This is a genomic window from Devosia sp. A449 (genome assembly GCF_054489375.1).
Genome location: NZ_JBTMWU010000002.1, coordinates 373,767 through 400,136 on the forward strand (window position 1 = coordinate 373,767; position 26,370 = coordinate 400,136).

The following is a 26,370-nucleotide window of genomic DNA, read 5'->3' on the forward strand; positions in this document are numbered from 1 at the left end:
GCCTACTCCTCACCCAAACGCAGCACATCATTCCCCTGGCGCTTAGCGCAAACCTATTTATTTCGAGTTGCGAAATTGAAGTTGACTCGGTTGAGACGATTATGCCACTTCTTTTTTCGAGCAGTGAAATTAATGCTCAGGGCGCCGGTGGAGCGGGCCCGGCTGGGGTTATACCACCGGCACAGCTGTGGGCAGGAGGACTGGCCCACTCGGGAGGACAGACATGAACAAGTTTCTAGCGGTCTTGCTTTGCACGACCGTCATCTCCGGCACGGCCGGCGTTACCTATGCGCAGGACGGCGTAACCGTCGGCGTCTCGTGGAATAATTTTCAGGAAGAGCGCTGGAAGACCGACGAGGCGGCGATCAAGGCCGTTCTTGATGCTGCTGGCGCGACCTATATTTCGGCTGACGCCCAGTCATCGGCCGCCAAGCAGTTGACCGATATCGAAAGCCTGATTTCGCAGGGCGCCGATGCCATTATCGTGCTGGCGCAGGATAGCGATGCGGTCGGTCCGGCTGTGGCCGCCGCCGTCGCCGAAGGCATTCCGGTGGTCGGCTACGACCGGCTGATCGAGAACCCGGACGCCTTCTACCTCACCTTCGACAACAAGGAAGTCGGTCGCCTGCAGGCCGCCGGCGTCTATGCCGTGCAGCCAACCGGCAACTACGTCTTCATCAAGGGTAACTCGGCCGATCCCAATGCCGATTTCCTGTTTGAAGGCCAGATGGAAGTGCTCAAAGCGGCCATCGACAAGGGCGACATCAAGAATGTCGGCGAAGCCTATACCGACAACTGGAACCCTGAAGTCGCCCAGGCGAATATGGAACAGTTCCTGACCGCCAATAACAACGAGGTCGACGCCGTCGTCGCCTCCAATGACGGTACCGCTGGTGGCGCCATCGCGGCGCTGGCTGCTCAGGGACTGGCTGGCTCGGTGCCGGTTTCGGGTCAGGACGGCGACCACGCCGCCCTTAACCGCATCGCACTCGGTACGCAGACCGTTTCGGTCTGGAAGGACTCGCGCGAACTGGGCAAGAAGGCCGCTGAAGTGGCGCTGGAACTGGCCGGCGGCACGGCTCTCGATGCCGTCACCGGCGTGGTGCCCTTCTCGGGTGGCCCGAAGGGCGTCGCCATGAACGCCTTCTTTATCGCCCCCATCGCCATCACCAAGGACAACCTGAACGTCGTCATCGACGCCGGCTGGGTTGCCAAGGATGTGGTGTGCCAGGGCGTGGCGGCCGGTACGGTTGCTGCGTGTAACTAAGGCGCAGACGTAATAGTCTGAAACAGTGCCGCGGCGTTCGCGCTGCGGCACTGTTGTGACGGGACTGCGCTGCCACAAGGCCGCGCTGCCCAGCGGGGGAGAAATAACTTGGCAGCACAGCAAGCCAATCCGGCCAATAGCCATCCGAGCAGGTTCGTGCAGAATCCGCTGCAGCGCTTCCTGATCGCCACCGAGATCGACACCCGTCTGCTGGGCATGGTCGGCGCGCTGGTGATCATCTGGGTCGGTTTCAACATCTTTTCGGGCGGCTTGTTCCTGACGCCGCGCAATCTGTGGAATCTGTCGGTGCAGACCGCCTCGGTCGCGGTGATGGTTACCGGCATGGTGCTGGTCATCGTCACCCGCAACATCGATCTGTCGGTAGGGTCGATATTGGGTGTGCTGGGCATGGTGATGGGCGTAATGCAGACCCAGATCCTGCCCGTACAGTTCGGACTGGGGCTAGGCCATCCTCTCATCTGGGTGCTTTCGCTCGCCGCCGGGCTGGTGGTTGGCGTGGCCATCGGGGCGCTGCAGGGCGTCATCATCGCCTATCTGCGGGTGCCGGCTTTCATCGTCACGCTGGGCGGCTATCTCGTCTGGCGCGGCGCGGCCTGGTGGGTCACCACCGGGCGTACCGTGGCGCCGATGGACCCGACGTTCCAATTGATGGGGGGCGGTCCGGCTGGCGCAGTCGGGGCATTGTGGAGCTGGGTGGTCGCGGTCGTCGCCTGTGCCGCCATTCTGCTCGGGCTGTATTTTGGCCGGCGGCAGCGCCTGCGCTTCAATTTTCCGCTACGCCCGCTCTGGGCCGAGGCCGCACTGGCCATCATCGGCTGTGGTGCCACCATCGCCGCGGTCTGGGTCGCCAATTCCTATCCCTGGCCGCGCCGCATTGCGGAAAACTACGCCGCCGCCAACAATCTGGTGGTGCCGGAAGGCGGGCTGTTCATCGCCCATGGCATTGCCATTCCCGTGCTGATCGCGCTGGGCGTCGGCGTGGTGATGGCCTTCATCTCTACCCGCACTCGGTTCGGCCGCTACATCTTCGCCATGGGCGGCAATCCAGAGGCCGCCGAACTGGCGGGCATCAATACCCGCTGGGTCACCGTCAAAATCTTCATGCTGATGGGAGCGCTCTGCGCCATCGCCGCCGCCATTGCCTCGGCTCGCCTCAATGCGGCGACCAACGCGCTGGGCACGCTGGATGAGCTCTATGTCATCGCGGCGGCAGTGATTGGCGGCACGTCGCTGGCCGGTGGCGTCGGCAGCATTGCCGGTGCACTGCTCGGGGCGCTGGTCATGCAATCGCTGCAATCGGGCATGGTCCTCATGGGCATGGATAGCCCGCTGCAGTCCATCGTCGTCGGTGTGGTCCTTGTCTTTGCGGTATGGCTCGACACGCTCTACCGCCGCAACAAAATCTAGAGAGTCCTTGTCATGCTGGACACCAGAACGCCTCTCGTCGAAATGAATGATATTTCGATTTCCTTCGGCGGCATTCGCGCCGTCGACCGCGCCTCGATCGATCTTTATCCCGGTGAAGTGGTGGGACTGCTCGGCCACAATGGGGCGGGCAAGTCGACGCTGATCAAGATCCTGTCGGGCGCCTATAAGCGGGACGCCGGCTCGATCCGTATCAATGGCGAGGACGCCACGATCAACAATCCGCGTGACGCCAAGGCCTATGGCATCGAGACGATCTACCAGCAGCTAGCCGTGGCCGATAATGTCGACGCCGCCGCCAATCTGTTTCTGGGGCGCGAGATCACGACCGCGCTGGGTACACTCGACGACGCGGCCATGGAATCGAAGGCCCGCGAGGTGATGGGGCGGCTCAACCCGAATTTCCGCCGCTTCAAGGAGCCGGTAAAGGCCCTGTCCGGCGGCCAGCGCCAATCGGTCGCCATTGCCCGGGCCATTCTGTTTGACGCCCGCATCCTGATCATGGACGAGCCCACCGCAGCGCTGGGACCACAGGAAACCGCGCAGGTGGGCGATCTGATCAAGCAGCTCAAATCCGATGGCATCGGCATCTTCCTCATCAGTCACGATATCCACGATGTGTTCGATCTCGCCGACCGCGTGGTGGTGATGAAAAACGGCCAAGTGGTGGGCAGCGCCCGGACTGAGGATGTGACCAAGGACGAAGTGCTGGGCATGATCATCCTCGGCAAGGTGCCTCCGGGCGCCACCGCCGGACCGGGCGCCATCGAGGTCTGATACACGGCGCTTGCGGTAGCGCAGTGAGCCGCTATCCTCCTGCCAGACCGGGAGGATAGCAGCGTGTTCCACAAATCGACGCGGTACCGATCGTTCTACTTGGCGGTAGCCGCCGGGTTGGCCGCCGCGATGGCCACCCTCTTGATCAGCCCGGCGCAGGCGGTGCTCTGGGGCTCCAACATTTTTTTCGCGCTCTATCTCGCCTTGAGTCTGACAATGTTTCCGCGTGCCAGTGCGGAGTTCCTGCAAAAGCATGCCGACCAGGAAGATGCGCCGCCCTGGATCATCTTTGTCGTCACCGTGGCGGTCATTGCCGCTTCGGTGGTGTCTCTGTTTCAATTGGTGGCCTCGGACTCGGCAGGGGCGTTGGAGCTGACCGCGACGGCGGTTTCGGTGCCGCTGGGCTGGCTGACGGTGCATTGCATGGCGGCGCACCATTACGCCTTTGAATATTACGCAGATCCAACTGCCAGTGAAAAACCCAAAGGCAAGCGGCAGGTTGCCGGTGGGTTGGAATTTCCGCTGAAGCAGCAGCCGGACGGTATGGGTTTCCTCTATTTTGCCTACGTAATCGGGATGACGGCGCAGGTCGCGGACGTCAATGTCAGCTCGCGCGAAATGCAGCGGCTGGTGCTGATGCACGGCATTTTTTCGTTCTTTTTCAATACCGTAATCGTCGCCGCCACGGTCAATGTGGTGGTGTCGCTGTAGGTTTGGTCACATTGCCCGTTGGCGGTCGGTATGCGAGGGTCCGCCAAATTTGATGAATCGGAGACCTGCAGATGAAGACCCGCGCCGCTGTAGCCTTTCAGGCTGGTAAGCCCCTCGAAATCGTCGAGGTCGATCTCGAAGGCCCCAAGGCCGGCGAAGTGCTGATCGAGATCAAGGCGACCGGCATCTGCCACACCGATGATTTCACCCTGTCGGGCGCCGACCCCGAAGGCATCTTTCCAGCCATTCTGGGTCATGAAGGCGCGGGCGTGGTGGTCGATGTGGGGCCGGGCGTTACCAGCCTCAAGAAGGGCGATCACGTTATTCCGCTCTACACGCCGGAATGCCGCGAGTGCTATTCCTGCCTCTCCGGCAAGACCAATCTCTGCACCGCCATCCGCAGTACGCAGGGGCAGGGGCTGATGCCCGATGGCACCTCGCGCTTCTCCTATCAGGGCAAACCGATTTTCCACTATATGGGCTGCTCGACCTTCGCCAACCACACGGTGCTGCCCGAAATCGCGGTGGCCAAAATCGATCCCGCCGCGGCCTTCGACAAGATCTGCTATGTCGGCTGCGGCGTCACCACCGGCATTGGCGCGGTGATCAACACGGCCAAGGTCGAGATCGGCTCCACCGCCGTGGTGTTCGGCCTGGGCGGCATTGGCCTCAACGTCATTCAGGGCCTGCGCCTTGCCGGCGCCGACATGATCATCGGCGTCGACATCAACAATGACAAGAAGGAGTGGGGCGAGCGCTTCGGCATGACCCATTTCGTCAACCCCAAGGAAATCGGGGAAGATGTGGTGCCCTATCTGGTCAATCTGACCAAGCGTCGGGGCGATCTGATCGGCGGCGCCGACTACACCTTCGATTGCACCGGTAACACCACGGTTATGCGTCAGGCGCTCGAATGCAGCCATCGCGGCTGGGGCAAATCGGTGGTGATCGGCGTGGCCGGAGCCGGGCAGGAGATCTCCACCCGCCCGTTCCAGCTGGTCACCGGTCGCACCTGGATGGGCACGGCCTTCGGGGGCGCCAAGGGCCGGACCGACGTGCCGAAGATCGTCGACTGGTATCTCGACGGCAAGATCGAGATCGATCCGATGATCACTCACACGCTGCGCCTGGAAGATATCAACAAGGGCTTTGAGATGATGCGGTCCGGCGAAAGCATCCGCAGCGTCGTCGTCTACTAACGTCCATCTCTTGCATTTCCTTCCGTCACGTGTCATGTATTTTGCGACACGTGACGGAGGTTTGCCATGCAGGGATTTGCCGAAGCCGTTCAAATGCCCTTTACGACTGAACAGACCCGCGTTTCTGCCCTGCTGGGCGGCAAGCGGGTGCTGAAGCAGGTCGTTCAGGATGGTCTTGATGCCCATCGGCTGATTGGGGCAGGTCTTCCGGGCGAGGCGCTGTCGCATCTTGAAGGCCAGTTGACTGTGCTGGACGTCGGCGCCTTCGAAAAGGCCATCGGCATGAGCCTGCGCACCCTGCAGCGTCGACGGGCTGATCCCGGCCAGCCGCTCAGTGTCGAGCAGAGTGGGCGGGTGTGGAAATTCGCCGAAATTCTGGCCAAGGCCAGCGAGGTCATGGGCAGCCAGCGCGATGCCGAGGAATGGCTCAATGAGCCGGCGATCGGCTTGAACGGCTATCGCCCCCTCGACCTGCTGACCACCTCGGCTGGTGCCGAACTGGTGGAAAACTTTCTCGGGCAGATCGAATATGGGGTCTATGTGTGACGGCACCGCTACCGGGCGCCCTGGGCGGAACCGAATTGGTCGCCTGGCGTCTTGATACCAGGCCGTTCGCCGCGACCTGGGATAGCGGGGAGGGCGCCTATCGCTTTGGCGGGCGCTGGAGCAGTGTGGGCACCCGGGCCGTCTATTGTGCGCTCGATGCGTCCACCACCATTCTCGAAGTGGCGGTGCATCGTGGCTTCAAGCGCATGGACACGGTTCCACACAGCCTGACCTCGTTTCGCATTGTCGATCCCGCCGATATCCATGTAGTGGAGGCCGCAATGCTGCCCAATCCCAACTGGCTGCGCTCCGGCCTGCCCAGCGCCGGCCAGCAGGAATTTGGCGATGCGCTGCTGCAGGCGCATAAGTTTGTGCTGGTGCCCAGTGTCGTCTCGCCCAACAGCTGGAACCTGCTGTTCATCGCCGCCCGGGCCACGGGTCGTTATGCGCTGCGCTCGCAGGAAGGCTTTGCCCTTGATACAAGGCTGCACCCACCGCAAGCATGATCGAGAAATCCTTGGCTGACCCCATTATCTTTGTTGATGCCGATGCCTGTCCGGTGAAGGACGAGGCGATGCGCGTGGCCGAGCGGCTGGGGCTGGTGGTGACGCTGGTCAGCAATGGCGGTGTGCGACCATCGCGCGACCCGATGATCCGGGTCGTGGTGGTGCCCTCGGGGGCTGATGCTGCCGATGACTGGATTGTCGAGCAGGCCCAGGCCAATGACATCGTGCTGACCGCCGATATCCCCCTGGCCAGCCGAGCCATCGACAAGGGCTGCCATGTGCTGGGCTTCACCGGCAAGCCGTTTACCCCGGCCTCTATCGGCATGGCGCTGGCGATGCGCGACCTCAACCAGCATCTGCGCGAGACCGGCGAAATCAAGGGCTACAATCCCGGTTTTCGCCCGGCGGATCGCTCCGCCTTTCTTAGCGCGCTGGATACCTTGGGACGAAAGGCGAAATCCCTTGCCGGTAAGTAGTTCTTAAGCATTCGCGAGGGGATTATTAACCATAATCGCCAAAAGTGAGCTCGGTTTTGATGGTGCCGAGTTCAGTCCGTGTCGCTTTCGCGTTTTGTTATTTCTCTTGTGATTGCCGGCGCCGTTCTCGGGGGCTGCGCCAAGCCGCCCAGTCAGCATGCTGACCTGCCGCAGCCCGCTGCAAGCCGGGCGACGCTGGTCACCAACAGCATCTTGCCGGCATCCCAGCCGATCACCCACCAGCCAATGCCTGAACGCATTTTTGCCACTGGCAGGCTCGGGGGTCGGACGCTGGCGGTGGCGTCGACGGCCGACATCATCCTGCGGCCGGGCGAAGTGGTGCTGACCTTCGACGATGGCCCGCGCCCGGGCAAGACCACCTCAATTCTGGCCACGTTGAATGATTTTGGCGCCAAGGCAACCTTTCTGATGCTTGGCTCGGCAGCGCAGGCCCATCCCGGCCTGGCCCAGAAAGTGGCTGCCAGTGGGCATAGCGTGGGCAGCCATACCTATAATCACGTTGATCTGAATGGCCTGAGCCGGCAAGCGGCACTGGACGAGATTGCCAAGGGCGAGCGGGCGGTGCAACGGGCACTGGCTGGCGGCGGGCAAACGCTCGCGCCGTTCTTTCGCTTTCCCTATCTGTCACAGACGGGCTTTCTCCGCACCAATTTGATGCAGGGCAGCATGGTGGTCCTCGACGTCGATATCGACAGCAAGGACTATTACAAAGACACGCCCGCCGTGGTGGCGGCGCGGACGCTGCAGCGGCTGGAGGCACGCGGCAGTGGCATCATCCTGTTCCACGATATCCACCAGCGCACCGTCGAGATGCTGCCGCTGTTTCTGGCCCAACTGCAGGAGCGCGGCTATTCGGTGGTTCGCCTCGTGCCCAAGGACACTGGCGTATTCGGTCGTGATGTGATCACCGCCGACGGGCCGATGCTGCGCGGCGCCCTCTAGGGGGCCTAGTCTTCGTCGTCTTCCTCGACATCGGTCAGATAGACCGACATTTCGATGTCGATGCCGTGGCTGGCGACCGCCGCGGCGACGTGGGCGGGCAGGCGGGCCGACATGGCTTCGCCATGCTCGGGATAGTCGAAGGCCAGGTCGAGCACGGCCTTGCCGATGCGGCGATCTTCCAGCATGGCGGCAATCGCCGGGCCGGAGCGTTCCGCCAGTTCCAGCAGTGCCCGCGCCGGATTGGTCACCGGCACATCCACCTGCGCATAAAAGCTCTGATCGGCGTCTTCCGGCTCATAGCGGCTGGTGAGTTGCTTGAGCGCACGGTCGAGTTCGTTTTGCGGCAGCGTCACGCCTGACAGGCGTAGCGCCATGGCAAAGGGGGCAAGCTGGCTCATCAGACCCGTCCGGCAGTGGCCGCAAACAGCGCGATGGCGGCGGCATTGGAGACGTTCAGCGACTTGATCGGCCCCGGCATGTCGAGCTTGACCATTTCGTCGCAGAGTTCGCGGGTGCGCTGGCGCAGGCCCTTGCCCTCGGCGCCCATGACGATAGCCAGCGGCTGATCGGCGTTGCGCGGCGTGAGCTGATGTTCTGATTCAGAATCAAAGCCCAGCACTAACATGCCGCGCTGCTTGAGCTTTTCCAGCGCGTCGCCCAGATTGCGAACCTCGATCATCGGCACCAGATCCAGTGCGCCCGAGGCCGCCTTGGCCATCACGCCGGTCTCGCGCGGCGAATGACGCGCCGTGGTGATGACGGCATCGGCGCCAAAGGCGCAGGCGGTGCGAAGGATGGCGCCAACATTATGCGGATCGGTGATCTGGTCGAGCACCACCACCAGCTTGAGCGGGTCGACCTCGTCGAGCCGGAAACGGCTCACGGGATCGACTTCCAGCGCGGCGCCCTGGTGCACGGCATCCTCGCCCAGCAGGCGGTCGAGTTCCTTGGGCGTGGTTTCCTTGACGGGCACCTTGCCGATTTCGCCGGTGTCCTTGAGTCGCATCAGCGCGTTGGGCGTCGCCAGCAACACCTTCTTGATGCGATTCTTGTTGTCCAGCGCGGCGCGCACCGTGTGCAGGCCATAGAGATACACTGGCCCGGTATCGGGATCATATTTTGGCTTGGGCGGAAATTTATTGAAGCTCATGGGGGAGGCGTATCGCCTTTGCGAGCAGGCAGCAAGCGGCTGCGCACACATGCCAGCGCTGCATCGCTAAAGTTGGCTTGCGTCGACGCAGTCGTGCGGATCGCACGAACACCAGAATGGCTAACCTCGAAATGAGTTAGCCAAAAATGTTAGAAAAATGATTGAGAATCCGTGCTCCCGAAGGAGCGATGGTGGAGGGGACTGGATTCGAACCAGTGTACGCTAAGCGGTCAGATTTACAGTCTGATGGATTTAACCACTCTCCCACCCCTCCACGATGTCGCTTGGGTAGGAAACGAAGCGCCGGAGCGCGTCGTCCGGGCGGTTTATGGTGGTCCGATGACAGTGTGTCAACACCCCTTTGGCAAACCCCCAGCAAAAAAGCCGCTGGCCTCGCGCTATGTGGATAAAACTGGGTCCGGATAGCCCATTACGAGCGCGGTATCGGCTTTGCGGTGCCGCAGCGCCGCGCCAATTTAATGTGCAGCGCGCGGCCGGGGAGGGGGTTGCCATAGGCGCCGCTGCCGGGCTATTGCCTTGCGGGTCGGTCACCGACCTTGCGGGTATAGCTCAGTGGTAGAGCAGCAGCCTTCCAAGCTGAATATGCGGGTTCGATTCCCGCTACCCGCTCCATTGGCCTCATATGACATTGATTTCATTACATAATTTCCAGAGAAATCGCCCGATGGTAGGCCAGATAATAGGCCAATCGCTAGGCCGGTCATTTCGCCTTGCCGACTGATTTTCGACCTGTAGATTGAGTGAATCACAGGAGAAACAAATGGGCGCGAATTATAATGGGCTGGCTTTCAGAACGTCGCTGGAGGCGCAGTGGGCGGCGTTCTTTGATCTGGCAGGCTGGCCGTGGGCAGTCAGTCCAACGCCCGTTGGCGATTGGGCTCCCGACTTTCGGGTGGGAATCCCATGCTCTCATTCCGAATGCAGCGGATCGCATATCCTTTTGGTCGCAATCCTACCGATTGCCGACCTTGAAGCGTTTAAGGGCCATCCCTGCCTATCTCACCCGTACGGTGACGGCACCAATGGATTTGCGGACGCTGGTGCAGCTTTTGGATCATCGCCTGATGTGACGAAATGGGAAATGTCGCATGGGGCTGGAAGCGGAATTTTCGACGTTCCGTTTTGGGAGCAAAATGCAAGCGCGCTTTGGGAAAAAGCCAGAACACTCGTTCAGTGAACATGGGATTCACTGCCCCCTGTCACCCGCCCAACCCCACGCCGACCACGACGCAGACCCCATCTATACTTTTAAATTAGAATATTATTGCGCCGAACCGTCGATTTTGCTTGACAATTTGCTAAAGGTGTGGTAATGTAACAAATATAGTGGGTCGTGTTTTCTTTTGTTTGTCGGTCCCGCTCGAATAGTTTTAGTATTCTATTCTCAATTTTACTGTGTTTCCCAAGCCCTCGCGAGAATGCCTACCAGGCCTTTGCGAGGGCCTATTGCGCTTCGACCGGGCCGGTTTTCCCTCACTTTGTCTGGCCCGATCCGAGCGCATTTCAATGCCTCTAATCATCACAATTATAGAAAGGACCAGATCATTATCTGATGACTGAAGAATCTTGGAAACCGGCGGTTGGCTACCCGCCCTATTATGTTAGCTCGCAGGGCCGGGTTAAGCGACTTGCCTACACAGATGAGGGCGGAAGAAAACGCCCAGAATACCATCTAAAGCCCCTGTACATGAGGACGGACGCAAGGCCCTACCGGAAGTCGCGTGGGCCATATCTGTCCATCTATAAAAACGGACAATGCAAGCGCGTCTTGCTCTCGGAATTGGTGGCAAAGACCCACATTGACGAGACTTACGACAAAGCCGTTCACGACCTCCGCTTTCGCGATCTCGACCCATCAAATTGCACGGTTGAGAACATTGTTGTCGTGCCGCTTTTCGCTGTCCCCTGACAACTGACCTACCCACCCAATCAGATCATAACCGGCTCATCAAAATAGGAGTGCCGCTACTGACCAAACATTACTTGGAGATTTTATTTAATGACATTTCACGACGACAAATTAGCGCCGATTGCAGAGCATAATCAGCGCGAAAAGGCCCGCAGTAAGCCCGTCTCACTCATCACCAGCCAGAAGAAGGCTGACAAACGCGGCATTGGCTTTACCCGTATCGCAATCAGTTCGGCCCTAGCCGGTGGCAACATCCTTCAGGCCGCTGCGATTGCCGAAAAGATGTATCCCGGCGAACTGACCGAATTTTATAAGGCAGCGGTAGCGGCGGGCACGACAACCCATTCAACTTGGTCCTCGCCTCTAGTCCCTGCCTATCAGCACTATGCCGCTGAATTCGTAGAGTACCTACGCAGCGGGACAATCCTTGGTCGCTTCGGCACTGGCAACATTCCCGCACTTCGCGCCGTGCCATTCAATGTTGAAATGCCTCGCCAGACAACAGGCGGCAAAGGGTATTGGGTCGGGGCTGGACAGGCAAAGCCACTAACCAAATTCGACTTTGATACCGTACGCCTCGGCTGGAACAAGGTCGCTAACATCGCCGTGGTCACGGAAGAGCTACTTCGTTTCAGCGATCCCTCCGCAGAACTAATCATCCGCGATCAGCTTGCCGCCGCTCTTGCGCAGACCCTAGACGAAGATTTCGTCAATCCTGCCAGCGCCGCTATTGAAGGCGTCCGTCCTGCTGCCATCACCCATGGCATTACGGCCATTCCGTCAGTTGGCGGCGATATCAGCGCCATCCGCCGGGATGTTTCCAACATAATGGGCACGTTCCTTGCCGCCAAGCTCTCCCCGAAAAAGGGCGTTTGGATCATGGATTCCATGACAGTGTTGCGCCTCACAATGATGACAAACGTCATGGGCGATCTTGAATTCACTGACCTCGATTTAGACGGCGGCACATTCTTCAAACGCCCTGTGATCGTCTCCGATTACGTCCCTGCTGGCCTGATTATCTTTGCATCAGCCGAAGATATTTTCTTAGCGGACGAAGGTCAGGCGACCATTGATACTTCGCGCGAGGCCTCGCTATCGATGGACGATGCGCCGACAATGAACAGCACCACGCCAACGCCAGCCCAGCTAGTTTCACTCTGGCAAACTAACAGTGTAGGCATCCGCGCAGAGCGCTACATTTCGTGGCAGAAACGCCGTCCGCAGGCTGTCTCATACCTATCAGGGGTTACCTGGGGTGAAGAGGTATTCTCATAAATGGGCCGCAAAAAGACAATTAAAAAGCGGCTCGCTCCGCAAACTTTACCCAGCGGTTACAGCGCCGCTGGGATGGTCGTCACAGAGCCTTTTGCGGGCGCTTGGCAGCGCAACATGGAATTGTCGCCAGATGACCTTTTGAACCATCCGGCAGTGTTCGCTTGCACAAGTCTGATCAGCAACACCATCGCGAAAATGGCGATCAATCTACATGAGCGGAAAGACGGTGTTTGGACGAAGGTCGAAAGCCATCCAAGCTTCTCGCCGGTCCTAAAGAAGCCCAACCGCTTCGAGACGCGGCAGCAGTTCATTTCTCGATGGGTGCTAAGCCTTCTGCATCACGGAAATACTTACGTGATCAAACGCCGTGATCGAAGATCGATCGTAGTCGAAACGTATGTCCTAGACCCTCGGAGAGTCCGTCCGCTGATATCTGAAAGCGGGGAAGTGTTCTATGAATTGCAGGTCGATGACCTCGCTACCGTTCATAGCACCATCACTGTACCTGCCAGCGAAATCATTCATGATCGCGCGAACGCGGTCCATCCGCTGGTTGGCGTCTCGCCATTGGTGGCGGCGGCATTACCGGTTCTCCAGTCTCGGAAGATCATGGATAACTCAGTTGCTTTCTTCGCCAATTCAGCCCGCCCCGGTGGCGTCCTGACAGCGGCTGGGGCGGTTTCGGACGAAACCGTAGAACAGCTTAAGAAGTATTGGGCCGAAAACTACGGCGGCAACAATTCCGGCAAGGTTGCGGTACTCGCGGACGGACTCGGCTGGACTTCTATTCCATCCGCAACGCACGGCGACAGCCAAGTTCTAGAGCAGCTTGGATGGACCGCCGAAACCGTATGTTCGGTCTTTGGCGTCCCGCCTTCGATGATTGGGATCGGGGAAAAGCAGAGCAACGCCAATGTTCAGGCTCTAGAGCAGCACTTCTACTCGACTGCCATCGGCCATCGGGTAGAAGCGATTGAAGCCCTGTTAGATGAGGGCCTACGCCTTCCATCATTTCTGCGCACGGAATTCGACCTTGAGGCGATCCACCGCCTTGATCCTCTGGCCCAGATGGAATGGCTCGACAGGTCAAAAGGCAAGCTCACAATCAACGAGCAGCGCCGGGTGTTGAACCTCCCGCCGATTGAAGGTGGTGAGAGCGTTTACCTCCAGCACCAAGATCATTCGGTTGCCGCCCTGTCGCGCAGAGACAACGGCCCAGACCCATTCGGTAACGGACAAGCTACCGATAAATCAACGGGCGTGGAAGTTGATAAGTATTTTAAATTGTTGAACAGACTAAGGAATTTAGAGAATGCCATTTGATGAACAGACCTCAATGATGATCACCGAAGAGCTTGTTAGCTCACTGGAAAAGGTCATTTCGAAAATTGAAAAGAGCTTCGATGATCTGAGAGCCGAAACGGGTGTCCAGATCATCAACGGCTTCGACCCAGACCGCACCGGTTACCGAAAGGGACAGTTGGCTTCAAACGGCGGGGGTTCACTCTGGCAGTTTACCGGCCCGGAAACCGGATGGCGCACGATCACGAACGGCGTTGAATCGGTCAAAATTGAAGGGGACTGGCTAGTCGTTGAACGCTCCAATGGGGTTATCGAGAAATCCCAGATCAAAAAGACGACCAGAGCAAAGACGGTAAAGGTCGAAACTGTCTGAGGCTACGGCCTCAGACAAACAACCGGAACACAGCAATAAAACAAAAGAAAGGTTCTATGGCAGACCATAATGACTATCGAAGCAATTAAATCATACAAAAGGATGGCGAAAAGGCCACCACCGAATACGGAGCCAGACGAGACATATATTTACGATACAGAGCCCGGCATCACGGCCCATGTGGTCAAGAAGTGGGGAACGGGCGACGATAAGGCGTTCCGAATCCAGCATTTCGTTGGGTTCGGCAATGCAGAGCCCGGAGACGATGGTTGGGAAGATGGGTTCGGCCCCTCTGGACGACTGCTCTACCGTCTCCCTCAACTGAAGACCGCTCCCAAGGAAGAGGCGGTTTGGATTCCCGAAGGCGAAAAGGACGTAGAAACGCTGGTGGCACTTGGTCTAGTCGCCACGACCAACCCGAACGGTTACGAAGGCTGGAGCGATGATTTTGCCGAATTTTTCAAGGATAGACGCGTTGTCATCGTTGAAGATAATGATGAAGCCAGCCGCCACCGCACCAGCGTCATTCGGCGCAGCATTGGCAAGGTAGCGAAAAGCATCCAAGTCGTCCGATTTGACGATATGGCCCCGAAGGCTGACGCGACGGATTTTATCGAAGCTGGCGGCACCTTAGACGACTTGATCGCGAGGATCGGCCCCGCCTATCGGCCAGATGAGATTGAGCGGGACAAAAACGGCAAGGTGATTGCCAGCCAGCGCAACATTAAATTGGCCCTTGGACTGCTTGGAGTTCGCCTAAGCCGGGATGAATTTCAAGACAGGCTGCTAATCGAGGGGCTGGAAGGTTTCGGCCCGGCGCTATCCGATGCGGCGCTCAATCGGATGCGTATGCAGATCGATGAAAAATATCATCTGTCAGCGGCCAAAGATTTCTTCACTGACGTTGTTTTCGACATTGCGCACCAAAATAGCTTCCATCCAGTCAGGGGCTATCTAGATGGCTTGGAGTGGGATGGAGTGTCACGCCTAGACGGCTGGCTTCATCGATACGGCGGCGCAAAGGACGACGATTACACAAAAGCTATTGGCGGTCTGGTTCTCATTGCCGCCGTTCGCCGCATCAGGAAGCCGGGATGCAAGTTTGATGAAATGCTGGTGCTGGAAAGCGACCAGGGCAAAAACAAGTCGAGCGCTCTAGCCATTCTTGCAAAGCGTGAAGATTGGTTCTCAGACGATTTGCCGCTGAACGCTGACAGTCAGAAAGTCATTGAGCGTATCGCCGGGCGCTGGATCGTGGAAGCTGCCGAATTGGCAGGCATGCGGAAAGGCGAAGTCGAACACATGAAGTCATTTCTGTCCCGGCGCATCGACCGGGCAAGAATGGCATATGGCAGGGTTCCGCTAGAGCATCCTCGCCAGTGTGTTTTCATCGGCACTGACAATTCTGGCAACTATCTCAGAGACAGCACCGGCAATCGCCGCATCTGGCCCGTCAGGATAGAGCAGTTCGACTTATCGGCTCTTTCCCGCGACGTTGACCAGCTATGGGCCGAAGCATCCACCCGAGAGGCGGCAGACGAAAGCATTCGCCTCGACAAGACGCTATGGGACGCCGCAGCGGCGGAGCAGGAAGAACGGCGAATAGACGATCCATTCGTTGAGGTTCTGCAAGACCGACTAGGTGATCAGGAAGGCAAGATCAGCACATTGGACTTGTGGAGCGCTTTAGGCGTCGAGGTCGAAAAGCGAACTCAGGAACAAAATGCCCGTCTAGGTTCTGTGATGAAGCAACTTGGCTTCCAACGGAAGAAAATGCGCTTTGGAACAAATACTAGTTGGGCTTACCAGCGTGGCGAAAGCCAGCACGTTATAAACGCGGAAAGACCTTTCTAGGGCGGGGACAAAGCTACAGAGGGGGACATAGGGCGGGGACTCAAAATTCCCTTATTTTCTGGGCCTTTCGCGAGACGAGTCCCCCCTGTCCCTCATGTCCCAAAGCAAACGCCTAGAGGAGTATAAACTCCTTTATCCGGCTCACCCATCCAGCCTTCCTTTTGTACTCTATCTCTATTTAGGGGGGACAGGAGGGACACACACAAAAAAGCCCGCAAATCCTGAAGTTTTCGTGTCCCTTGGCCGGGGACAAGCGAGAGGGACAGGAGAGACAAAAACAATAATCAAAAAGGATATATTTAAAATGGAAATCAAAGAATTCTTCGATAGCGATGCGGAAATCTTTCGCCCTCTACCAAACAACCCAGAACTAGAAATCTCCAACTTCGCACGCATTAGGCATGCCGATGGCTCCGGCTGGTACGGTCGCGTTGTTTATAAGGCCGATGTGCTTGGCTTAGTTGAAGGCCATACGCCCTTCACCATGAAAGGCGTTATCCAGCGGACCAATAATCCGGGCGTACTTTGGGCAGACCGGCTCCGCGCAGAAGCGGCATGACAAATGACACCAGAAATCTACCGCTTCATTGACTCACCACTTGGCGAGTGGATGACCATTCCCGGCACATGGCTTGAAGCGAATCCAGCCGGTCAAGTCCGGGATCAACGCACCGGCAAATGGTTCGGTGACGTTAAATATCAGGACCACTTTCCATATCTTCTGGCTGGCCTTTTGCCTGTGTGGAGCCCGGAAGTGGTTCGCGCCACCGCAGAACCTGCCACTTACTTTTTTCGTCGCTCTAAAGAGGACACGAACACTGACCGAGAATTTGTTAGACCAAAGGAATATAATGCCTAGAAAATCAGGACCAAAGAGTCAGGCTGAAAAGGATATGTCAGCCTTCATGAATGAGGACGCTACAAAGCGCCTCAACGAACTAAACGAACATATCCACGTTGAAATTCCGCCAGAACTGGCGAGTGAGGAAGAGCGCCAACTTTACCGGACGTTCTATCTCGAAAATCCAAGCTCTCAGGCAATGACAAAGACGGTAGAGCCGCTATTGACCGCTTATGTGCGGGAAAAGCTCAATGGCGATTACCTTGCGGGCCGCATCGAAGAGCTAAAGCTTGATCCCACCAAATCCAATGAGCTTTTGAAGTTCATGAGGGCGCAGTCGGCCAGTACCGCCACTATGACAACGCTCTTGACCAAGCTCAAGGCGACCCCCAGCGCCACGGCTGGATATCGGGGTGGACCAAAGACGGTGGACGCCAAGTTGAAGCCGTGGGAGTTCGGTATGACGCCCGAAGAGGTAGCCGAAAGCCGCCGGAAACTGGCAATTCGCGGGTAGGTATTTCTTCAAAAAAAGGGCCAAAGTACACCGTGATTCAACAAGGAGGGATGACCGCCGGTCCTTGCCAAGTCGAATTAAATTCTCCTAACACCCCACCCCTTAGTTTATGATTCCACTCTGGCAACTGGCGGCTATCGCGTTGCTGCCTCAGTACCGCCAATGACAATCGTTTCCTTTTCGCCGGTTTTGGGATCGGTAACGATCATGCTAACTTCGGCCATCCACACATCGTAAACCTGAGGGTTGTTTGGGTCGCCAGGTAATCCGATTTGAGCGTGGACCCTTGGTGTCACCGTTACGTTCTCAGCGGTTTCCTGATAGTAGAACGTTAAAGGCGGATCGAATGGCGGCATGTCTAGGGCGCGGTGGATAGCGTCTGACGAGGCCTTCTCCATAATCCCTATTGCCTTCTCTATCTCAAAGCCCGGTCCATGCTTTTGCATGTCCTTATCGATCTGCTTCCTTTCCTCACCATGCGACAGCAAGTTGCGCAGGTCGAGCAGGGCATTGGTCAGACCCGCGCTAAGGCCAATCTCGGCCAGTAAGAGGCTGATTTTCTGCTTCGGATATGGCCTATGCTCCGGCTTGCCACATTCGGGGTTTGGACAAGCCAATTCGCCTCGACAAGTTGGGCATTGGTCCACAACCTTGCCGACGAACTTTTCGGAGCCAGCAAGCACTTCGATTGCGAAGAAGTAGTAGAGAAACTGATCCTCGTGGGTAAGCGCCCTGGTCGCCCTAGTGTGCCATCTCAATGCTGACCTCTTTGCAGCAGTCACCTCGTGATCTGAGACGGCCTGGACACTCTTCCACATTGTTGCATCCAAGCCGTCCTTCGGATCGATCAGTGGATAGTGACCGTAGACGTATTGGTCCCTCATAGCCTTGCCGAGTTCCCAATCGATCAGAAACACTGGCCTATGGACTCTCACGCTTAGAGCGCTCACGAAACTCAAGGTATGTGTGATTTCTTCAGCCGTCTCCTTTGCCTCAATCTCTGCCGAAGCAAGATCAGAAGCATGCAGCACAAAGCGCAGGTCGAGAAAATACGCTTCGCCATGTTTGCGAGGCACATTCCTGATGTAGATAGAGGTGCCTGCGTACAGGCCCTCAAGCTGATCCTGCCCATCCGCAAGTCTCAGCGCTGTTTTGAGATAGAACGCCGCAAGAAAACGATGATTTGCTGCCTCTTCCGCCATGGGACCATCTGCCAAATTGGAAATGAACGTATTAAAACAGAGTCGGCATTGCCGCGTCCCGACTAAGTTTACTTCGCCAAGAGCCAGCAGTTATTAAATTGAAACAATGAAGCAAATAATTTCAATATATAAAGTATTTGCGGAACTGATTTCTAAGTGGTAGGCCATTCTTGTTCGATGACAGAATTTTCATGCGGACAGGAACCCGGCCATCAGAAATGGAGAGCCGAATATGATCAATCGTTAATTGGAGCATTTCTATGCAAGATAATTTTGATAATCGTCGCGCAGTTGCGCAGCCTAGTCACTCTCACGCTCTCGCGGAAGGCATTAGCCTAGCGGGATTTGATGACCGTGATGGACTTTGGATTTCAGCGGCAATTGCTGACAAAATCCCCCAACGCTGGCAACGGTATTTTGTCGACACTGGCCGTCGCGACCGAAACTACATTCTTTTCAGCCTACCCACCGAAGAGACGAAGCCTGAATGACGCCTAGCAGCCTCGAAATCGAGGCATGTCTAGACAGGCTAGCACAGGCCATAGAGAAGGCCGGGGGAGTGGCAGGCGGCGGCGCTGGCTACCTCCCCCCTCTGGCAACGGCTAGAAGACGAACTTGAGCTAGCAGAGAAGCGCGAACGCGCCGCTCAATCGGTCCAAGCCCGTCTTAGTAAGCTCAGGCCCGATCTAGCGTCACAATCAGCGGATCATGCGGAAGAGCGATTTTCAGCAATTCCGCTTGTTTCCATTCCAGCGGATCGGTCCCATAGGCTTCACGGTTGACCTTGTGACCTAGCAGCATGCGGCGCACATCGTCGCCCAAGCCTGCCAACTTCATACGGTCTTCCAAGCTATGCCTGAAACCGTAGAGGGTGTGCTTGCCGCTAGGCATAAGCTCATTCTCGCGCAGATACTTGTTGATGGCGGCGGAAGCCGCCTCTTCCTTGTCCCGGTAACGCGGAAAACCGTTTGGGAATTTCTTGAAAACCTCAAGCGCGATACCGATTAGCGGAATGGTCTGCTCGGAAGTGTCGGTCTTTACCTCACGAGGATCATTAGGATCATGCCGGGGCTGAATAATGATATGCGGTACGGCGTCCCCCAGCCGGATATCTCCCGGCATCAGATTGGCAATTTCGCTTGGGCGTGAGCCTGTCTCGATAGAGGCTAGGAGAATGCCCCTGGCCTCTTCGTTCATTCCGGCCAATGCGCCCGGCTTCATGATGACGCCGGTTATATGTTCGGTCGAGAATGGTGGCCGTTTCCTCTTTGGCCCGCGTTCATCGAAGTTGAAACCGGCAAACGGATTGGGTCGGTCGCGCTGGCCGTTGTATTTGAAATAGGCCCCATAAAGCGTCCGCATGGTGCTGATATCGCGATTGCCAGAGGATGGCGTATGAGTTGGCCTCTTAACCCTTCTCAGTGGGCGATATGCGTTCCTGCCAATAGTCCCAAAGCTTTTGGCCGTGGGTATGGTCAATCGACTCCATGTCGAGATTGCCCACTACTTCAATGAACAGATCGACGCCCCTGCGCTTGACGTTGATCCATTTGCGCCGCTGGTTTTCGCTCTTCGTTACAAGCTCATCAGCGGCCAGCTTTTTGACATAGAGTTCATAGGCGGCTTTGACGGTAAAGGCTGGTTTCGGCACGTTGCCAAGCAAGGCTTTCTCAACATGGACCGGAGCTGTTTCTGCTGGGCCAAGCGCTTTGATGCGAGAAACAATTTCTGTGACAGTGGAGGCGCGGGCCAACTCTTCTGACGGTTTAAATCCAAAGCCAAGGGCCTCAGACAGCCGAACGGCGGCGGCGTGGGCCTGCATAGCGGTCTTGGCATCGCTACCGCCTAGCAGGGCTCCCCAAAGCCTCTCGTCGGCAGAGTCCAGTTCGTCGCGCTTTTTACGAGCAACTATTATGTCGTTGGTTTTAAGGGAGGTCCGAAAGACCCCGGTTTTCTTGTCGCCACGCATGTCGACGACACGCGCCACAGCGGGAACCTTTCGCTGATAATAATAATTGCCCGCCCGTTGCGTCAGGTAACGGTCAACTTCGCTTTTGCTTTTCGGATTAGCCATCGCGGCGGGCCTTATGAGGTGACATGCTATGCCAAATGGTAGGCCAAAAGCACTAGCTATTCAACTCCTCAAACTTCAGAAAATCCAATAAACACAAGGGTTTCAGCGCGTTACCGGTAATCCCCGAGGCGAAAAATGGAGCACGCTACCCGCTCCAAAATCCGACTTCTTAAATTACCTGCAAGCCTGAAAACGCCGCGTTTTCCGCCGCTCCGACATTTTCGGCCTTGTTGCACCCTTGGGTCCAGGATGGTCATCCTGCAGGGCCTTCGTAAAGGCTCAAGCCATACCAATCGCGCTGGCTTCTGTTGAGACCATCTACGCACCGCCCAGAAAAACCTCTCCCCCGAATAATTTTCGGGGCGCTACATCGCGAGCCTGGGCGACATGCTCAACGAGGCCATGCGCAAGGGTAAACGCTGAGACGTGAGAGCTCGATCCAAAGAGGAGAACGAAATGACCATTATTGCAACGCTCTTTGCATCCGCAGCCAGCCACGCCGCGCGGTTTCGCGATGGCGCAAGCACGCGTTTGCAACGGCCAGAGCAGGACTTTGCGGCATCCGCAAGGACCTTCGCCGAGCCGTTGCCCCTTTCCGGCACCGCGATGAATAGCGTGCTTGAAACGCTGGCCGAGCAGGCCGAGCCTGGCCTGCACCTCACTACCGGGCCGAGGTTTTTCGGTTGGGTGATCGGGGGCTCCCATCCGGTGGGCGTCGCGGCCGATTTCCTCACCAGCGCCTGGGGCCAGAATGCCGGCAACCACACCGCGTCCCCCGCCGCAGCGGCGGTTGAGACGGTGGCGGCGCAATGGCTGCTGGAATTGTTGGCCTTGCCCGCCGAGTGCTCGGTCGGGTTTGTGACCGGTGCCACCGTCGCCAATTTCACTTGTCTCGCCGCTGCACGCGGCGCGGTATTGAGCAAGGCCGGTTGGGACGCCGATGCCAACGGGCTGTTCGGTGCGCCGCCGATTACGGTGCTGATCGGAGCCGAAGCCCATGCGACGGTGTTTTCTGCGCTGCAGTTTTTGGGCCTTGGCCATGATCGGGTGGTGCGGGTCGCGACCGACGATCAGGGGCGAATGCTGCCGGACGCCTTTGCCAGCGCCATCGCGGCGGTCGAGGGGCCAGTGATCGTGATCCTTCAGGCCGGGCAGATCAATACCGGTGCGTTCGATCCGTTCGAGGCCATCGTGCCGCTCGCCCACCGGCACGGTGCCTGGGTGCATGTCGATGGCGCGTTCGGGCTCTGGGCACAGGCGACGCCGCATCGCCGGCACTTGAGCGCCGGCGTCGAGCTGGCCGATAGCTGGGCGACCGATGGGCACAAATGGCTTCAAACCCCGTTCGACAGCGGCTTTGCGATCGTTCGGGACGAGTTGGCACATCGCCGCGCCATGACGATTTCGGCAAGCTATCTGCCGCTGGTAGAAGCTGGCGAGCGCGACCCCTCGCACTACGTGCCCGAGCTGTCGCGCCGGGCGCGTGGTTTTCCGACCTGGGCGATAATCAAGCATCTTGGGCGCGACGGCATTGCCGCCATGGTCGAGCAATGCTGCCAATCAGCCCGGCTGATCGCCGATGCGATCTCGGATGAGGATGGCATTGCCGTCGTCAACGACGTGACGCTCAACCAGCTCATCGTGCAGTTCGGTAGCGACTTGGCGCCCGAATCCGGCGACGCGCTGACCCGAGCGACGATCGCGGCACTGCAACAAGACGGCACGATTTTTGTGGGCGGCGCGGTCTGGCGCGACCGGCAGGTAATGCGCCTCTCGGTCAGCAACTACCAAACGACCGCCCAAGAAGCGCAAATGGCGGCGGCCGCGATCCTCCGGGTCTATCGGAGTACGAGGACCGGGGCATAAGGGCGGTCTGCCGCCGCTCAATCCCAGTTATTGCAGGAATGGGCGGTAAAGGCGCGGGTCAGCTGAGTTGACGATTAGCCTGAATATCGATAAAACTCGATATATGGAATCAAAGCAAGCACTCGACGTATTCGCCGCTCTGTCCCAGGCCACTCGCCTCGACACGTTCCGTCTTCTGATGGAACACGAACCTGCAGGCCTGCCGGCTGGCGAAATCGCGCGGCGCCTGGAGGTGCCACAGAACACGATGTCCACGCATCTCGCCATCCTGACCCGTGCCGGGCTCATCGAGTCTGAGCGCTACAGCAGATCCATTGTTTACCGGGCTGTCGTTGATCGGGTGCGGGAGATCGCGAGCTTTTTGGTCCAAGACTGCTGCGGCGGTCGCCCGGAATTGTGCGAGCCTTTGATAGCCGAATTCACCCCGTGCTGTGCTCCGAAGGGACCGAGCCATGTCTGACGGTGTCGGCGAGCCGGTCCTCAACCACGTGGGCCAGGGCAGCTTCGAGCCTCTCGGTTTGGTGCACACAGACCGGGCCTCGGCGCCTTCTTCGATCCTTGGCACCCACCAAGCATCATCCATCTGCGCCACGGCGACCATGCTGTTGCGGGCCATCTAGGTTTCCCATGTCCATTTTCGAACGGTATCTGACCCTGTGGGTCGCGATCTGCATCGTTGTCGGTATTGCTGCTGGCCAAGTCTTTCCAGCATTCTTCCAGGGGCTCGGCTCCTTCGAGTACGCCCAGGTCAACATCCCCATGGCGGTGCTCATCTGGTTGATGGTCATTCCCATGCTGGTGCGGATCGATTTCATGAGCCTGGGCCAGGTCGGCGCCTATTGGCGGGGCATCGGCGTCACCGTCTTCATCAACTGGGCCATTAAGCCCTTCTCGATGGCGCTGCTGGGTTGGCTCTTCATTGGCTGGCTGTTCCGACCGCTGCTGCCGGAAGTGCAGATCGACAGCTATATCGCCGGTCTCATCATCCTGGCCGCGGCGCCATGCACCGCGATGGTGTTTGTCTGGTCGAACCTGGTGAAGGGGGAACCCCATTTCACCTTGAGCCAGGTGGCGCTCAACGATGCCATCATGGTCATCGCCTTCGCTCCCATCGTCGGTCTGTTGCTGGGCTTGTCGGCCATCACCGTGCCCTGGGATACGCTGCTGCTGTCGGTTGGACTCTACATTGTCGTTCCGGTGATCGTTGCACAGCTTTACCGGCGCTGGCTGCTCGCCAGTGGCGGCATCGATGCTATGAACCAGGTGCTGTCGATCCTGCAACCGATCTCGATCGCGTCCCTGCTGCTGACATTGGTGATGCTGTTCGGCTTCCAGGGTGAGCAGATCGTTGCCCAGCCCACGATCATCCTGCTTCTGGCCGTGCCGATCCTGATCCAGGTCTATTTCAACTCGGGACTGGCCTATGTCCTCAACCGCGTTTCCGGCGAACAGCATTGCGTTGCTGGACCGTCCGCATTGATCGGCGCTTCGAATTTCTTCGAACTCGCGGTCGCCGCCGCCATCGCCCTGTTCGGTTTCAATTCCGGCGCCGCCCTGGCCACGGTCGTGGGCGTGCTGGTCGAAGTGCCGGTGATGCTGTCGGTGGTCTGGATCGTGAACCGCAGCAAGGGCTGGTACGAAAACGGCGCCGCAGTGCGCTGCAACACCAAAGCAAGGACAGCGGAATGACCGTCACCATTTACCACAATCCCGACTGCGGCACCTCGCGGAACACCTTAGCGATGATCCGACAGTCAGGTGTTGAGCCCATCGTGATCGAATACCTCAAGTCGCCACCGTCACGGGCCAGGATCACCGAACTGGTCACCGCCGCAGGCATGTCGCTGCGTGAGGCGATCCGGCAGAAGGATACGCCATATGCCGAACTCGGTCTGGCCGACGTTTCCCTGTCGGACGAAGCGCTGCAAGACGCCATTGAGGCGCACCCCATCCTGCTCAACCGCCCATTTGTCGAAACGCCGATCGGCACCCGTCTGTGCAGACCTTCCGAGGCGGTGCTGGATATCCTTGAAAATCCTGACATCGGGCCGTTCACCAAAGAGGATGGCGAGGTCATCATCGACGCCGAGAGGAAGCGCATTGTCTGATCTCCCCAATGTCATTGGCGATGCCTTCCAGGTGCCTGATTTCGGCCAGCTGACCACCCCGGTCCTGCAACACAAGCCCCGCATCCTGATGCTTTACGGGTCGCTGCGCGAACGCTCCTACAGTCGTCTGCTGACCATCGAGGCGCAGCGCCTGCTGGAGGCGTTCGGTGCCGAGGTGCGCATATTCCACGCTAACGGATTGCCGCTGCCAGGGGATGCCCCCGATGATCACCCGAAGGTACAGGAGCTGCGGGCGGCCATGTTGTGGTCAGAGGGCCAAGTATGGACGAGCCCAGAGCGTCATGGTGCCATGAGTTCAGTGCTAAAGGCGCAGATAGACTGGATACCGCTGCCAGGCGGCGCCATCCGCCCGACCCAGGGGCGCACGCTCGCGGTCATGCAGGTCTCGGGCGGGTCGCAGTCGTTCAACGCGGTGAATCAGATGCGTATCCTGGGGCGCTGGATGCGGATGGTCACGATCCCGAACCAATCGTCGGTTGCAAAGGCGTTCCAGGAATTCGAGACGGACGGTCGCATGAAACCGTCATCGTATTACGATAGGGTCGTGGACGTCATGGAAGAGCTGGTGAAGTTCACACTGATCAATCGCGGCGTATCTGGCTATCTGACCTCCCGCTACAGCGAGCGCAAAGAAGCGGTCAGCAAACTTGAGGAGTGGGTCGGCCTCAAGTCGATCTAGGATACGAGCTGGACGGCTGCACTCAGGACGCTAGTTTTTGCCGTCGGACGCCGCGGCGTGACGTCGGGTGGCGCGCATGTGTTCGACGATGTGGCGGTCGGAACCGCTGATATGCCGGCTGACGGCCTCGGCAGCACCCGGAGCGTCGCCGGCTTTGCTGTGGGCCTGTCGCTTCATGTCTCCCGCGAGATTGGCATAGACCACATCCTGCCTCTGCATGGTGCCCTTGAGGGAGGCTGCATCGAGCACGTAGCCCTCGATAATCCGCACCTTTGGCGACGACGGATTGAGCCCTGCACTTATCGATCAATCCTGGCCTGGTTCTGCGGCGAGTAGCGATCGCCTTGGACCGTAATGCCGGAGACGGCTTCCTCGATGGCGGCAAGGTCTGCTGCTGACAACTCGACGTCTACCGCGCCGATGTTTTCCTCGAGGCGGTGCAGCTTGGTTGTGCCGGGAATGGGTGCGATCCAAGGCTTCTGAGCCAGCACCCAGCCAAGCGCGAGTTGGGCTGGCGTGATCTGTTTTTCCCCGGCGATACGGGTAATCGTGTCCACCATGACTTGATTGGCTGCTCGGTTCTCCGCCGTGAAACGCGGCACAGTGTTGCGGAAGTCGTTTTTGGCAAAACGGGTGTTCGCATCGATCGTGCCGGTAAGAAAGCCCTTCCCGAGCGGGCTGAACGGAACGAAGCCAATGCCAAGCTCTTCCAGTGCTGGAAGAATCTGTTCTTCGGGTTCGCGCCAGAGCATCGAATATTCGCTCTGCAGCGCCGTGACCGGCTGGACCGCATGGGCGCGTCGAATGTTGGCGACACCAGCTTCCGACATGCCGAAAAACTTGACCTTGCCTTCGGCGATCAATGCCTTGACCGTTCCGGCGACATCCTCGATCGGCACGTTCTTGTCGACGCGGTGCTGATAGAGCAGATCGATCCGGTCCGTCCGCAAGCGTTTGAGCGACCCCTCGACCGCCGCCCGGATGCGTTCGGGCCGGCTGTCCGGTGCGCCGCCTCCATCGGTGTCAAAACCAAATTTGGTGGCGATGACCACGTGATCGCGGAACGGCTCCAGCGCTTCGCCGACCAGTTCTTCGTTCTTATAGGGACCATAAACCTCCGCCGTGTCGAAGAAGGTGACGCCGCGTTCGTAGGCCCCACGGATTAGCTTGATGCCGTCTTGAGTGGTTGTCTCCGGGCCATAACCGAAGCTCAGGCCCATGCAGCCAAGGCCGATGGCCGAAACTTCCAATCCGCTGGTGCCCAGTTGTCTTTTTTTCATGTCGTAT

Annotated in this window: 31 protein-coding genes and 2 tRNA genes; 25 read left to right on the forward strand and 8 right to left on the reverse strand. The window is 58.2% G+C overall.

What is annotated here, in order from left to right; all coding sequences use genetic code 11:
- Positions 1-223: 223 nt before the first annotated feature.
- The 9 genes from xylF (at position 224) to ACX3OW_RS07620 (ending at position 7,891) form a co-directional block, all read left to right on the forward strand.
- Positions 224-1,267, forward strand: a complete 1,044-nt coding sequence (gene xylF, locus ACX3OW_RS07580) for a D-xylose ABC transporter substrate-binding protein (protein WP_459095152.1) — start codon at positions 224-226, stop codon at positions 1,265-1,267.
- A gap of 108 nt (positions 1,268-1,375) precedes the next feature.
- The gene (locus ACX3OW_RS07585; protein ID WP_459095153.1) at positions 1,376-2,695 is read left to right on the forward strand and encodes a sugar ABC transporter permease; all 1,320 of its coding nucleotides are present in this window, start codon (positions 1,376-1,378) and stop codon (positions 2,693-2,695) included.
- Between the two features lie 12 nt (positions 2,696-2,707).
- Entirely contained in the window at positions 2,708-3,490 is a 783-nt protein-coding gene (locus ACX3OW_RS07590; protein WP_459095154.1) for an ATP-binding cassette domain-containing protein, read from the forward strand.
- A gap of 63 nt (positions 3,491-3,553) precedes the next feature.
- Positions 3,554-4,201, forward strand: coding sequence for a DUF1345 domain-containing protein (locus tag ACX3OW_RS07595; RefSeq protein WP_459095155.1), 648 nt, complete (start codon positions 3,554-3,556; stop codon positions 4,199-4,201).
- A 71-nt stretch (positions 4,202-4,272) separates the two neighbouring features.
- A complete protein-coding gene (locus tag ACX3OW_RS07600) occupies positions 4,273-5,400 on the forward strand; it encodes an S-(hydroxymethyl)glutathione dehydrogenase/class III alcohol dehydrogenase (protein ID WP_459095156.1) in 1,128 nt (375 codons plus the stop codon).
- A 66-nt stretch (positions 5,401-5,466) separates the two neighbouring features.
- Complete coding sequence (gene parS / locus ACX3OW_RS07605) at positions 5,467-5,946, forward strand: type II RES/Xre toxin-antitoxin system antitoxin (RefSeq protein WP_459095157.1); 480 nt, start codon at positions 5,467-5,469, stop codon at positions 5,944-5,946.
- Positions 5,943-6,452 (forward strand): RES family NAD+ phosphorylase, encoded by a 510-nt coding sequence (locus ACX3OW_RS07610; protein ID WP_459095158.1) that lies wholly within the window; start codon positions 5,943-5,945, stop codon positions 6,450-6,452. The genes parS and ACX3OW_RS07610 overlap by 4 nt, the downstream gene beginning before the upstream one ends.
- A gap of 11 nt (positions 6,453-6,463) precedes the next feature.
- Positions 6,464-6,928, forward strand: coding sequence for a YaiI/YqxD family protein (locus ACX3OW_RS07615; RefSeq protein ID WP_459095159.1), 465 nt, complete (start codon positions 6,464-6,466; stop codon positions 6,926-6,928).
- A gap of 78 nt (positions 6,929-7,006) precedes the next feature.
- Positions 7,007-7,891 (forward strand): polysaccharide deacetylase family protein, encoded by an 885-nt coding sequence (locus tag ACX3OW_RS07620; RefSeq protein WP_459095160.1) that lies wholly within the window; start codon positions 7,007-7,009, stop codon positions 7,889-7,891.
- Between the two features lie 5 nt (positions 7,892-7,896).
- Here ACX3OW_RS07620 and ACX3OW_RS07625 read toward each other — a convergent pair whose 3' ends face one another.
- The 3 genes from ACX3OW_RS07625 to ACX3OW_RS07635 form a co-directional block, all read right to left on the reverse strand.
- Positions 7,897-8,289, reverse strand: a complete 393-nt coding sequence (locus tag ACX3OW_RS07625; RefSeq protein WP_459095161.1) for a hypothetical protein — start codon at positions 8,287-8,289, stop codon at positions 7,897-7,899.
- Positions 8,289-9,041, reverse strand: a complete 753-nt coding sequence (gene rlmB / locus ACX3OW_RS07630; protein ID WP_459095162.1) for a 23S rRNA (guanosine(2251)-2'-O)-methyltransferase RlmB — start codon at positions 9,039-9,041, stop codon at positions 8,289-8,291. The genes ACX3OW_RS07625 and rlmB overlap by 1 nt, the downstream gene beginning before the upstream one ends.
- Before the next feature lie 189 nt (positions 9,042-9,230).
- Positions 9,231-9,315 (reverse strand) — tRNA-Tyr (locus ACX3OW_RS07635).
- A gap of 285 nt (positions 9,316-9,600) precedes the next feature.
- Here ACX3OW_RS07635 and ACX3OW_RS07640 point away from each other — a divergent pair.
- The 10 genes from ACX3OW_RS07640 to ACX3OW_RS07685 all read left to right on the forward strand — a co-directional run bounded on the left by ACX3OW_RS07640 (position 9,601) and on the right by ACX3OW_RS07685 (position 17,133).
- A tRNA-Gly gene (locus ACX3OW_RS07640) sits at positions 9,601-9,674 on the forward strand.
- Positions 9,675-9,822: 148 nt separating this feature from the next.
- A complete protein-coding gene (locus ACX3OW_RS07645) occupies positions 9,823-10,239 on the forward strand; it encodes a hypothetical protein (protein ID WP_459095163.1) in 417 nt (138 codons plus the stop codon).
- A 375-nt stretch (positions 10,240-10,614) separates the two neighbouring features.
- A complete protein-coding gene (locus ACX3OW_RS07650; RefSeq protein ID WP_459095164.1) occupies positions 10,615-10,971 on the forward strand; it encodes an NUMOD4 domain-containing protein in 357 nt (118 codons plus the stop codon).
- A gap of 90 nt (positions 10,972-11,061) precedes the next feature.
- A complete protein-coding gene (locus tag ACX3OW_RS07655) occupies positions 11,062-12,249 on the forward strand; it encodes a phage major capsid protein (protein ID WP_459095165.1) in 1,188 nt (395 codons plus the stop codon).
- On the forward strand, positions 12,250-13,572 hold the full coding sequence (locus tag ACX3OW_RS07660; protein WP_459095166.1) for a phage portal protein: 1,323 nt from the start codon (positions 12,250-12,252) through the stop codon (positions 13,570-13,572).
- Positions 13,562-13,924 (forward strand): hypothetical protein, encoded by a 363-nt coding sequence (locus ACX3OW_RS07665; protein ID WP_459095167.1) that lies wholly within the window; start codon positions 13,562-13,564, stop codon positions 13,922-13,924. The genes ACX3OW_RS07660 and ACX3OW_RS07665 overlap by 11 nt, the downstream gene beginning before the upstream one ends.
- A 69-nt stretch (positions 13,925-13,993) precedes the next feature.
- On the forward strand, positions 13,994-15,778 hold the full coding sequence (locus tag ACX3OW_RS07670; protein ID WP_459095168.1) for a virulence-associated E family protein: 1,785 nt from the start codon (positions 13,994-13,996) through the stop codon (positions 15,776-15,778).
- A gap of 304 nt (positions 15,779-16,082) precedes the next feature.
- Entirely contained in the window at positions 16,083-16,337 is a 255-nt protein-coding gene (locus ACX3OW_RS07675) for a hypothetical protein (RefSeq protein WP_459095169.1), read from the forward strand.
- 3 nt (positions 16,338-16,340) lie between these two features.
- Entirely contained in the window at positions 16,341-16,637 is a 297-nt protein-coding gene (locus tag ACX3OW_RS07680) for a hypothetical protein (protein ID WP_459095170.1), read from the forward strand.
- 46 nt (positions 16,638-16,683) lie between these two features.
- Complete coding sequence (locus ACX3OW_RS07685) at positions 16,684-17,133, forward strand: hypothetical protein (RefSeq protein WP_459095171.1); 450 nt, start codon at positions 16,684-16,686, stop codon at positions 17,131-17,133.
- Between the two features lie 134 nt (positions 17,134-17,267).
- Here ACX3OW_RS07685 and ACX3OW_RS07690 read toward each other — a convergent pair whose 3' ends face one another.
- Positions 17,268-18,335, reverse strand: coding sequence for a hypothetical protein (locus ACX3OW_RS07690; protein ID WP_459095172.1), 1,068 nt, complete (start codon positions 18,333-18,335; stop codon positions 17,268-17,270).
- A gap of 260 nt (positions 18,336-18,595) precedes the next feature.
- On the opposite strand from ACX3OW_RS07690, the gene ACX3OW_RS07695 reads away from it, so the two are divergent.
- Positions 18,596-18,826 (forward strand): hypothetical protein, encoded by a 231-nt coding sequence (locus ACX3OW_RS07695; RefSeq protein ID WP_459095173.1) that lies wholly within the window; start codon positions 18,596-18,598, stop codon positions 18,824-18,826.
- 184 nt (positions 18,827-19,010) lie between these two features.
- Here ACX3OW_RS07695 and ACX3OW_RS07700 read toward each other — a convergent pair whose 3' ends face one another.
- Positions 19,011-19,697: a site-specific integrase gene (locus ACX3OW_RS07700; RefSeq protein ID WP_459095174.1), complete on the reverse strand. Its 687-nt coding sequence runs from the start codon at positions 19,695-19,697 to the stop codon at positions 19,011-19,013.
- A 46-nt stretch (positions 19,698-19,743) separates the two neighbouring features.
- A complete protein-coding gene (locus ACX3OW_RS07705) occupies positions 19,744-20,409 on the reverse strand; it encodes a DUF6538 domain-containing protein (RefSeq protein WP_459095175.1) in 666 nt (221 codons plus the stop codon).
- A 456-nt stretch (positions 20,410-20,865) separates the two neighbouring features.
- On the opposite strand from ACX3OW_RS07705, the gene ACX3OW_RS07710 reads away from it, so the two are divergent.
- The 5 genes from ACX3OW_RS07710 (at position 20,866) to arsH (ending at position 25,083) form a co-directional block, all read left to right on the forward strand.
- On the forward strand, positions 20,866-22,275 hold the full coding sequence (locus ACX3OW_RS07710; RefSeq protein ID WP_459095176.1) for a pyridoxal phosphate-dependent decarboxylase family protein: 1,410 nt from the start codon (positions 20,866-20,868) through the stop codon (positions 22,273-22,275).
- 103 nt (positions 22,276-22,378) lie between these two features.
- A complete protein-coding gene (locus ACX3OW_RS07715; RefSeq protein ID WP_459095471.1) occupies positions 22,379-22,735 on the forward strand; it encodes an ArsR/SmtB family transcription factor in 357 nt (118 codons plus the stop codon).
- A 167-nt stretch (positions 22,736-22,902) separates the two neighbouring features.
- A complete protein-coding gene (arsB, locus tag ACX3OW_RS07720; RefSeq protein ID WP_459095177.1) occupies positions 22,903-23,964 on the forward strand; it encodes an ACR3 family arsenite efflux transporter in 1,062 nt (353 codons plus the stop codon).
- On the forward strand, positions 23,961-24,383 hold the full coding sequence (gene arsC, locus ACX3OW_RS07725; protein WP_459095178.1) for an arsenate reductase (glutaredoxin): 423 nt from the start codon (positions 23,961-23,963) through the stop codon (positions 24,381-24,383). Before arsB ends, arsC begins: the two co-directional genes overlap by 4 nt.
- Positions 24,340-25,083: an arsenical resistance protein ArsH gene (gene arsH / locus ACX3OW_RS07730; RefSeq protein WP_459095472.1), complete on the forward strand. Its 744-nt coding sequence runs from the start codon at positions 24,340-24,342 to the stop codon at positions 25,081-25,083. The genes arsC and arsH overlap by 44 nt, the downstream gene beginning before the upstream one ends.
- A gap of 30 nt (positions 25,084-25,113) precedes the next feature.
- Here the strand turns inward: arsH and ACX3OW_RS07735 are convergent, their stop codons facing one another.
- Both ACX3OW_RS07735 and ACX3OW_RS07740 read right to left on the reverse strand, forming a co-directional pair.
- Positions 25,114-25,332, reverse strand: a complete 219-nt coding sequence (locus ACX3OW_RS07735) for a hypothetical protein (RefSeq protein WP_459095179.1) — start codon at positions 25,330-25,332, stop codon at positions 25,114-25,116.
- A 50-nt stretch (positions 25,333-25,382) separates the two neighbouring features.
- Positions 25,383-26,363, reverse strand: a complete 981-nt coding sequence (locus tag ACX3OW_RS07740) for an aldo/keto reductase (protein WP_459095180.1) — start codon at positions 26,361-26,363, stop codon at positions 25,383-25,385.
- Positions 26,364-26,370 lie beyond the last annotated feature (7 nt).

What these genes read in the sequence shown, in the direction of transcription:
- arsC (WP_459095178.1), top strand. Translation starts at nt 23,961, where the DNA reads ATGACCGTCACCATTTACCACAATCCCGACTGCGGCACCTCGCGGAAC.
- ACX3OW_RS07680 (WP_459095170.1), top strand. Translation starts at nt 16,341, where the DNA reads ATGACACCAGAAATCTACCGCTTCATTGACTCACCACTTGGCGAGTGG.
- ACX3OW_RS07655 (WP_459095165.1), top strand. Translation starts at nt 11,062, where the DNA reads ATGACATTTCACGACGACAAATTAGCGCCGATTGCAGAGCATAATCAG.
- arsB (WP_459095177.1), top strand. Translation starts at nt 22,903, where the DNA reads ATGTCCATTTTCGAACGGTATCTGACCCTGTGGGTCGCGATCTGCATC.
- ACX3OW_RS07625 (WP_459095161.1), bottom strand. Translation starts at nt 8,289, where the DNA reads ATGAGCCAGCTTGCCCCCTTTGCCATGGCGCTACGCCTGTCAGGCGTG.
- ACX3OW_RS07685 (WP_459095171.1), top strand. Translation starts at nt 16,684, where the DNA reads ATGAATGAGGACGCTACAAAGCGCCTCAACGAACTAAACGAACATATC.
- ACX3OW_RS07650 (WP_459095164.1), top strand. Translation starts at nt 10,615, where the DNA reads ATGACTGAAGAATCTTGGAAACCGGCGGTTGGCTACCCGCCCTATTAT.
- arsH (WP_459095472.1), top strand. Translation starts at nt 24,340, where the DNA reads ATGGCGAGGTCATCATCGACGCCGAGAGGAAGCGCATTGTCTGATCTC.
- ACX3OW_RS07700 (WP_459095174.1), bottom strand. Translation starts at nt 19,697, where the DNA reads ATGCGGACGCTTTATGGGGCCTATTTCAAATACAACGGCCAGCGCGAC.
- ACX3OW_RS07670 (WP_459095168.1), top strand. Translation starts at nt 13,994, where the DNA reads ATGACTATCGAAGCAATTAAATCATACAAAAGGATGGCGAAAAGGCCA.
- parS (WP_459095157.1), top strand. Translation starts at nt 5,467, where the DNA reads ATGCAGGGATTTGCCGAAGCCGTTCAAATGCCCTTTACGACTGAACAG.
- ACX3OW_RS07705 (WP_459095175.1), bottom strand. Translation starts at nt 20,409, where the DNA reads ATGGCTAATCCGAAAAGCAAAAGCGAAGTTGACCGTTACCTGACGCAA.
- ACX3OW_RS07590 (WP_459095154.1), top strand. Translation starts at nt 2,708, where the DNA reads ATGCTGGACACCAGAACGCCTCTCGTCGAAATGAATGATATTTCGATT.
- ACX3OW_RS07645 (WP_459095163.1), top strand. Translation starts at nt 9,823, where the DNA reads ATGGGCGCGAATTATAATGGGCTGGCTTTCAGAACGTCGCTGGAGGCG.
- rlmB (WP_459095162.1), bottom strand. Translation starts at nt 9,041, where the DNA reads ATGAGCTTCAATAAATTTCCGCCCAAGCCAAAATATGATCCCGATACC.
- ACX3OW_RS07600 (WP_459095156.1), top strand. Translation starts at nt 4,273, where the DNA reads ATGAAGACCCGCGCCGCTGTAGCCTTTCAGGCTGGTAAGCCCCTCGAA.
- ACX3OW_RS07715 (WP_459095471.1), top strand. Translation starts at nt 22,379, where the DNA reads ATGGAATCAAAGCAAGCACTCGACGTATTCGCCGCTCTGTCCCAGGCC.
- ACX3OW_RS07695 (WP_459095173.1), top strand. Translation starts at nt 18,596, where the DNA reads ATGCAAGATAATTTTGATAATCGTCGCGCAGTTGCGCAGCCTAGTCAC.
- ACX3OW_RS07690 (WP_459095172.1), bottom strand. Translation starts at nt 18,335, where the DNA reads ATGGCGGAAGAGGCAGCAAATCATCGTTTTCTTGCGGCGTTCTATCTC.
- ACX3OW_RS07675 (WP_459095169.1), top strand. Translation starts at nt 16,083, where the DNA reads ATGGAAATCAAAGAATTCTTCGATAGCGATGCGGAAATCTTTCGCCCT.
- ACX3OW_RS07665 (WP_459095167.1), top strand. Translation starts at nt 13,562, where the DNA reads ATGCCATTTGATGAACAGACCTCAATGATGATCACCGAAGAGCTTGTT.
- ACX3OW_RS07740 (WP_459095180.1), bottom strand. Translation starts at nt 26,363, where the DNA reads ATGAAAAAAAGACAACTGGGCACCAGCGGATTGGAAGTTTCGGCCATC.
- ACX3OW_RS07710 (WP_459095176.1), top strand. Translation starts at nt 20,866, where the DNA reads ATGACCATTATTGCAACGCTCTTTGCATCCGCAGCCAGCCACGCCGCG.
- xylF (WP_459095152.1), top strand. Translation starts at nt 224, where the DNA reads ATGAACAAGTTTCTAGCGGTCTTGCTTTGCACGACCGTCATCTCCGGC.
- ACX3OW_RS07660 (WP_459095166.1), top strand. Translation starts at nt 12,250, where the DNA reads ATGGGCCGCAAAAAGACAATTAAAAAGCGGCTCGCTCCGCAAACTTTA.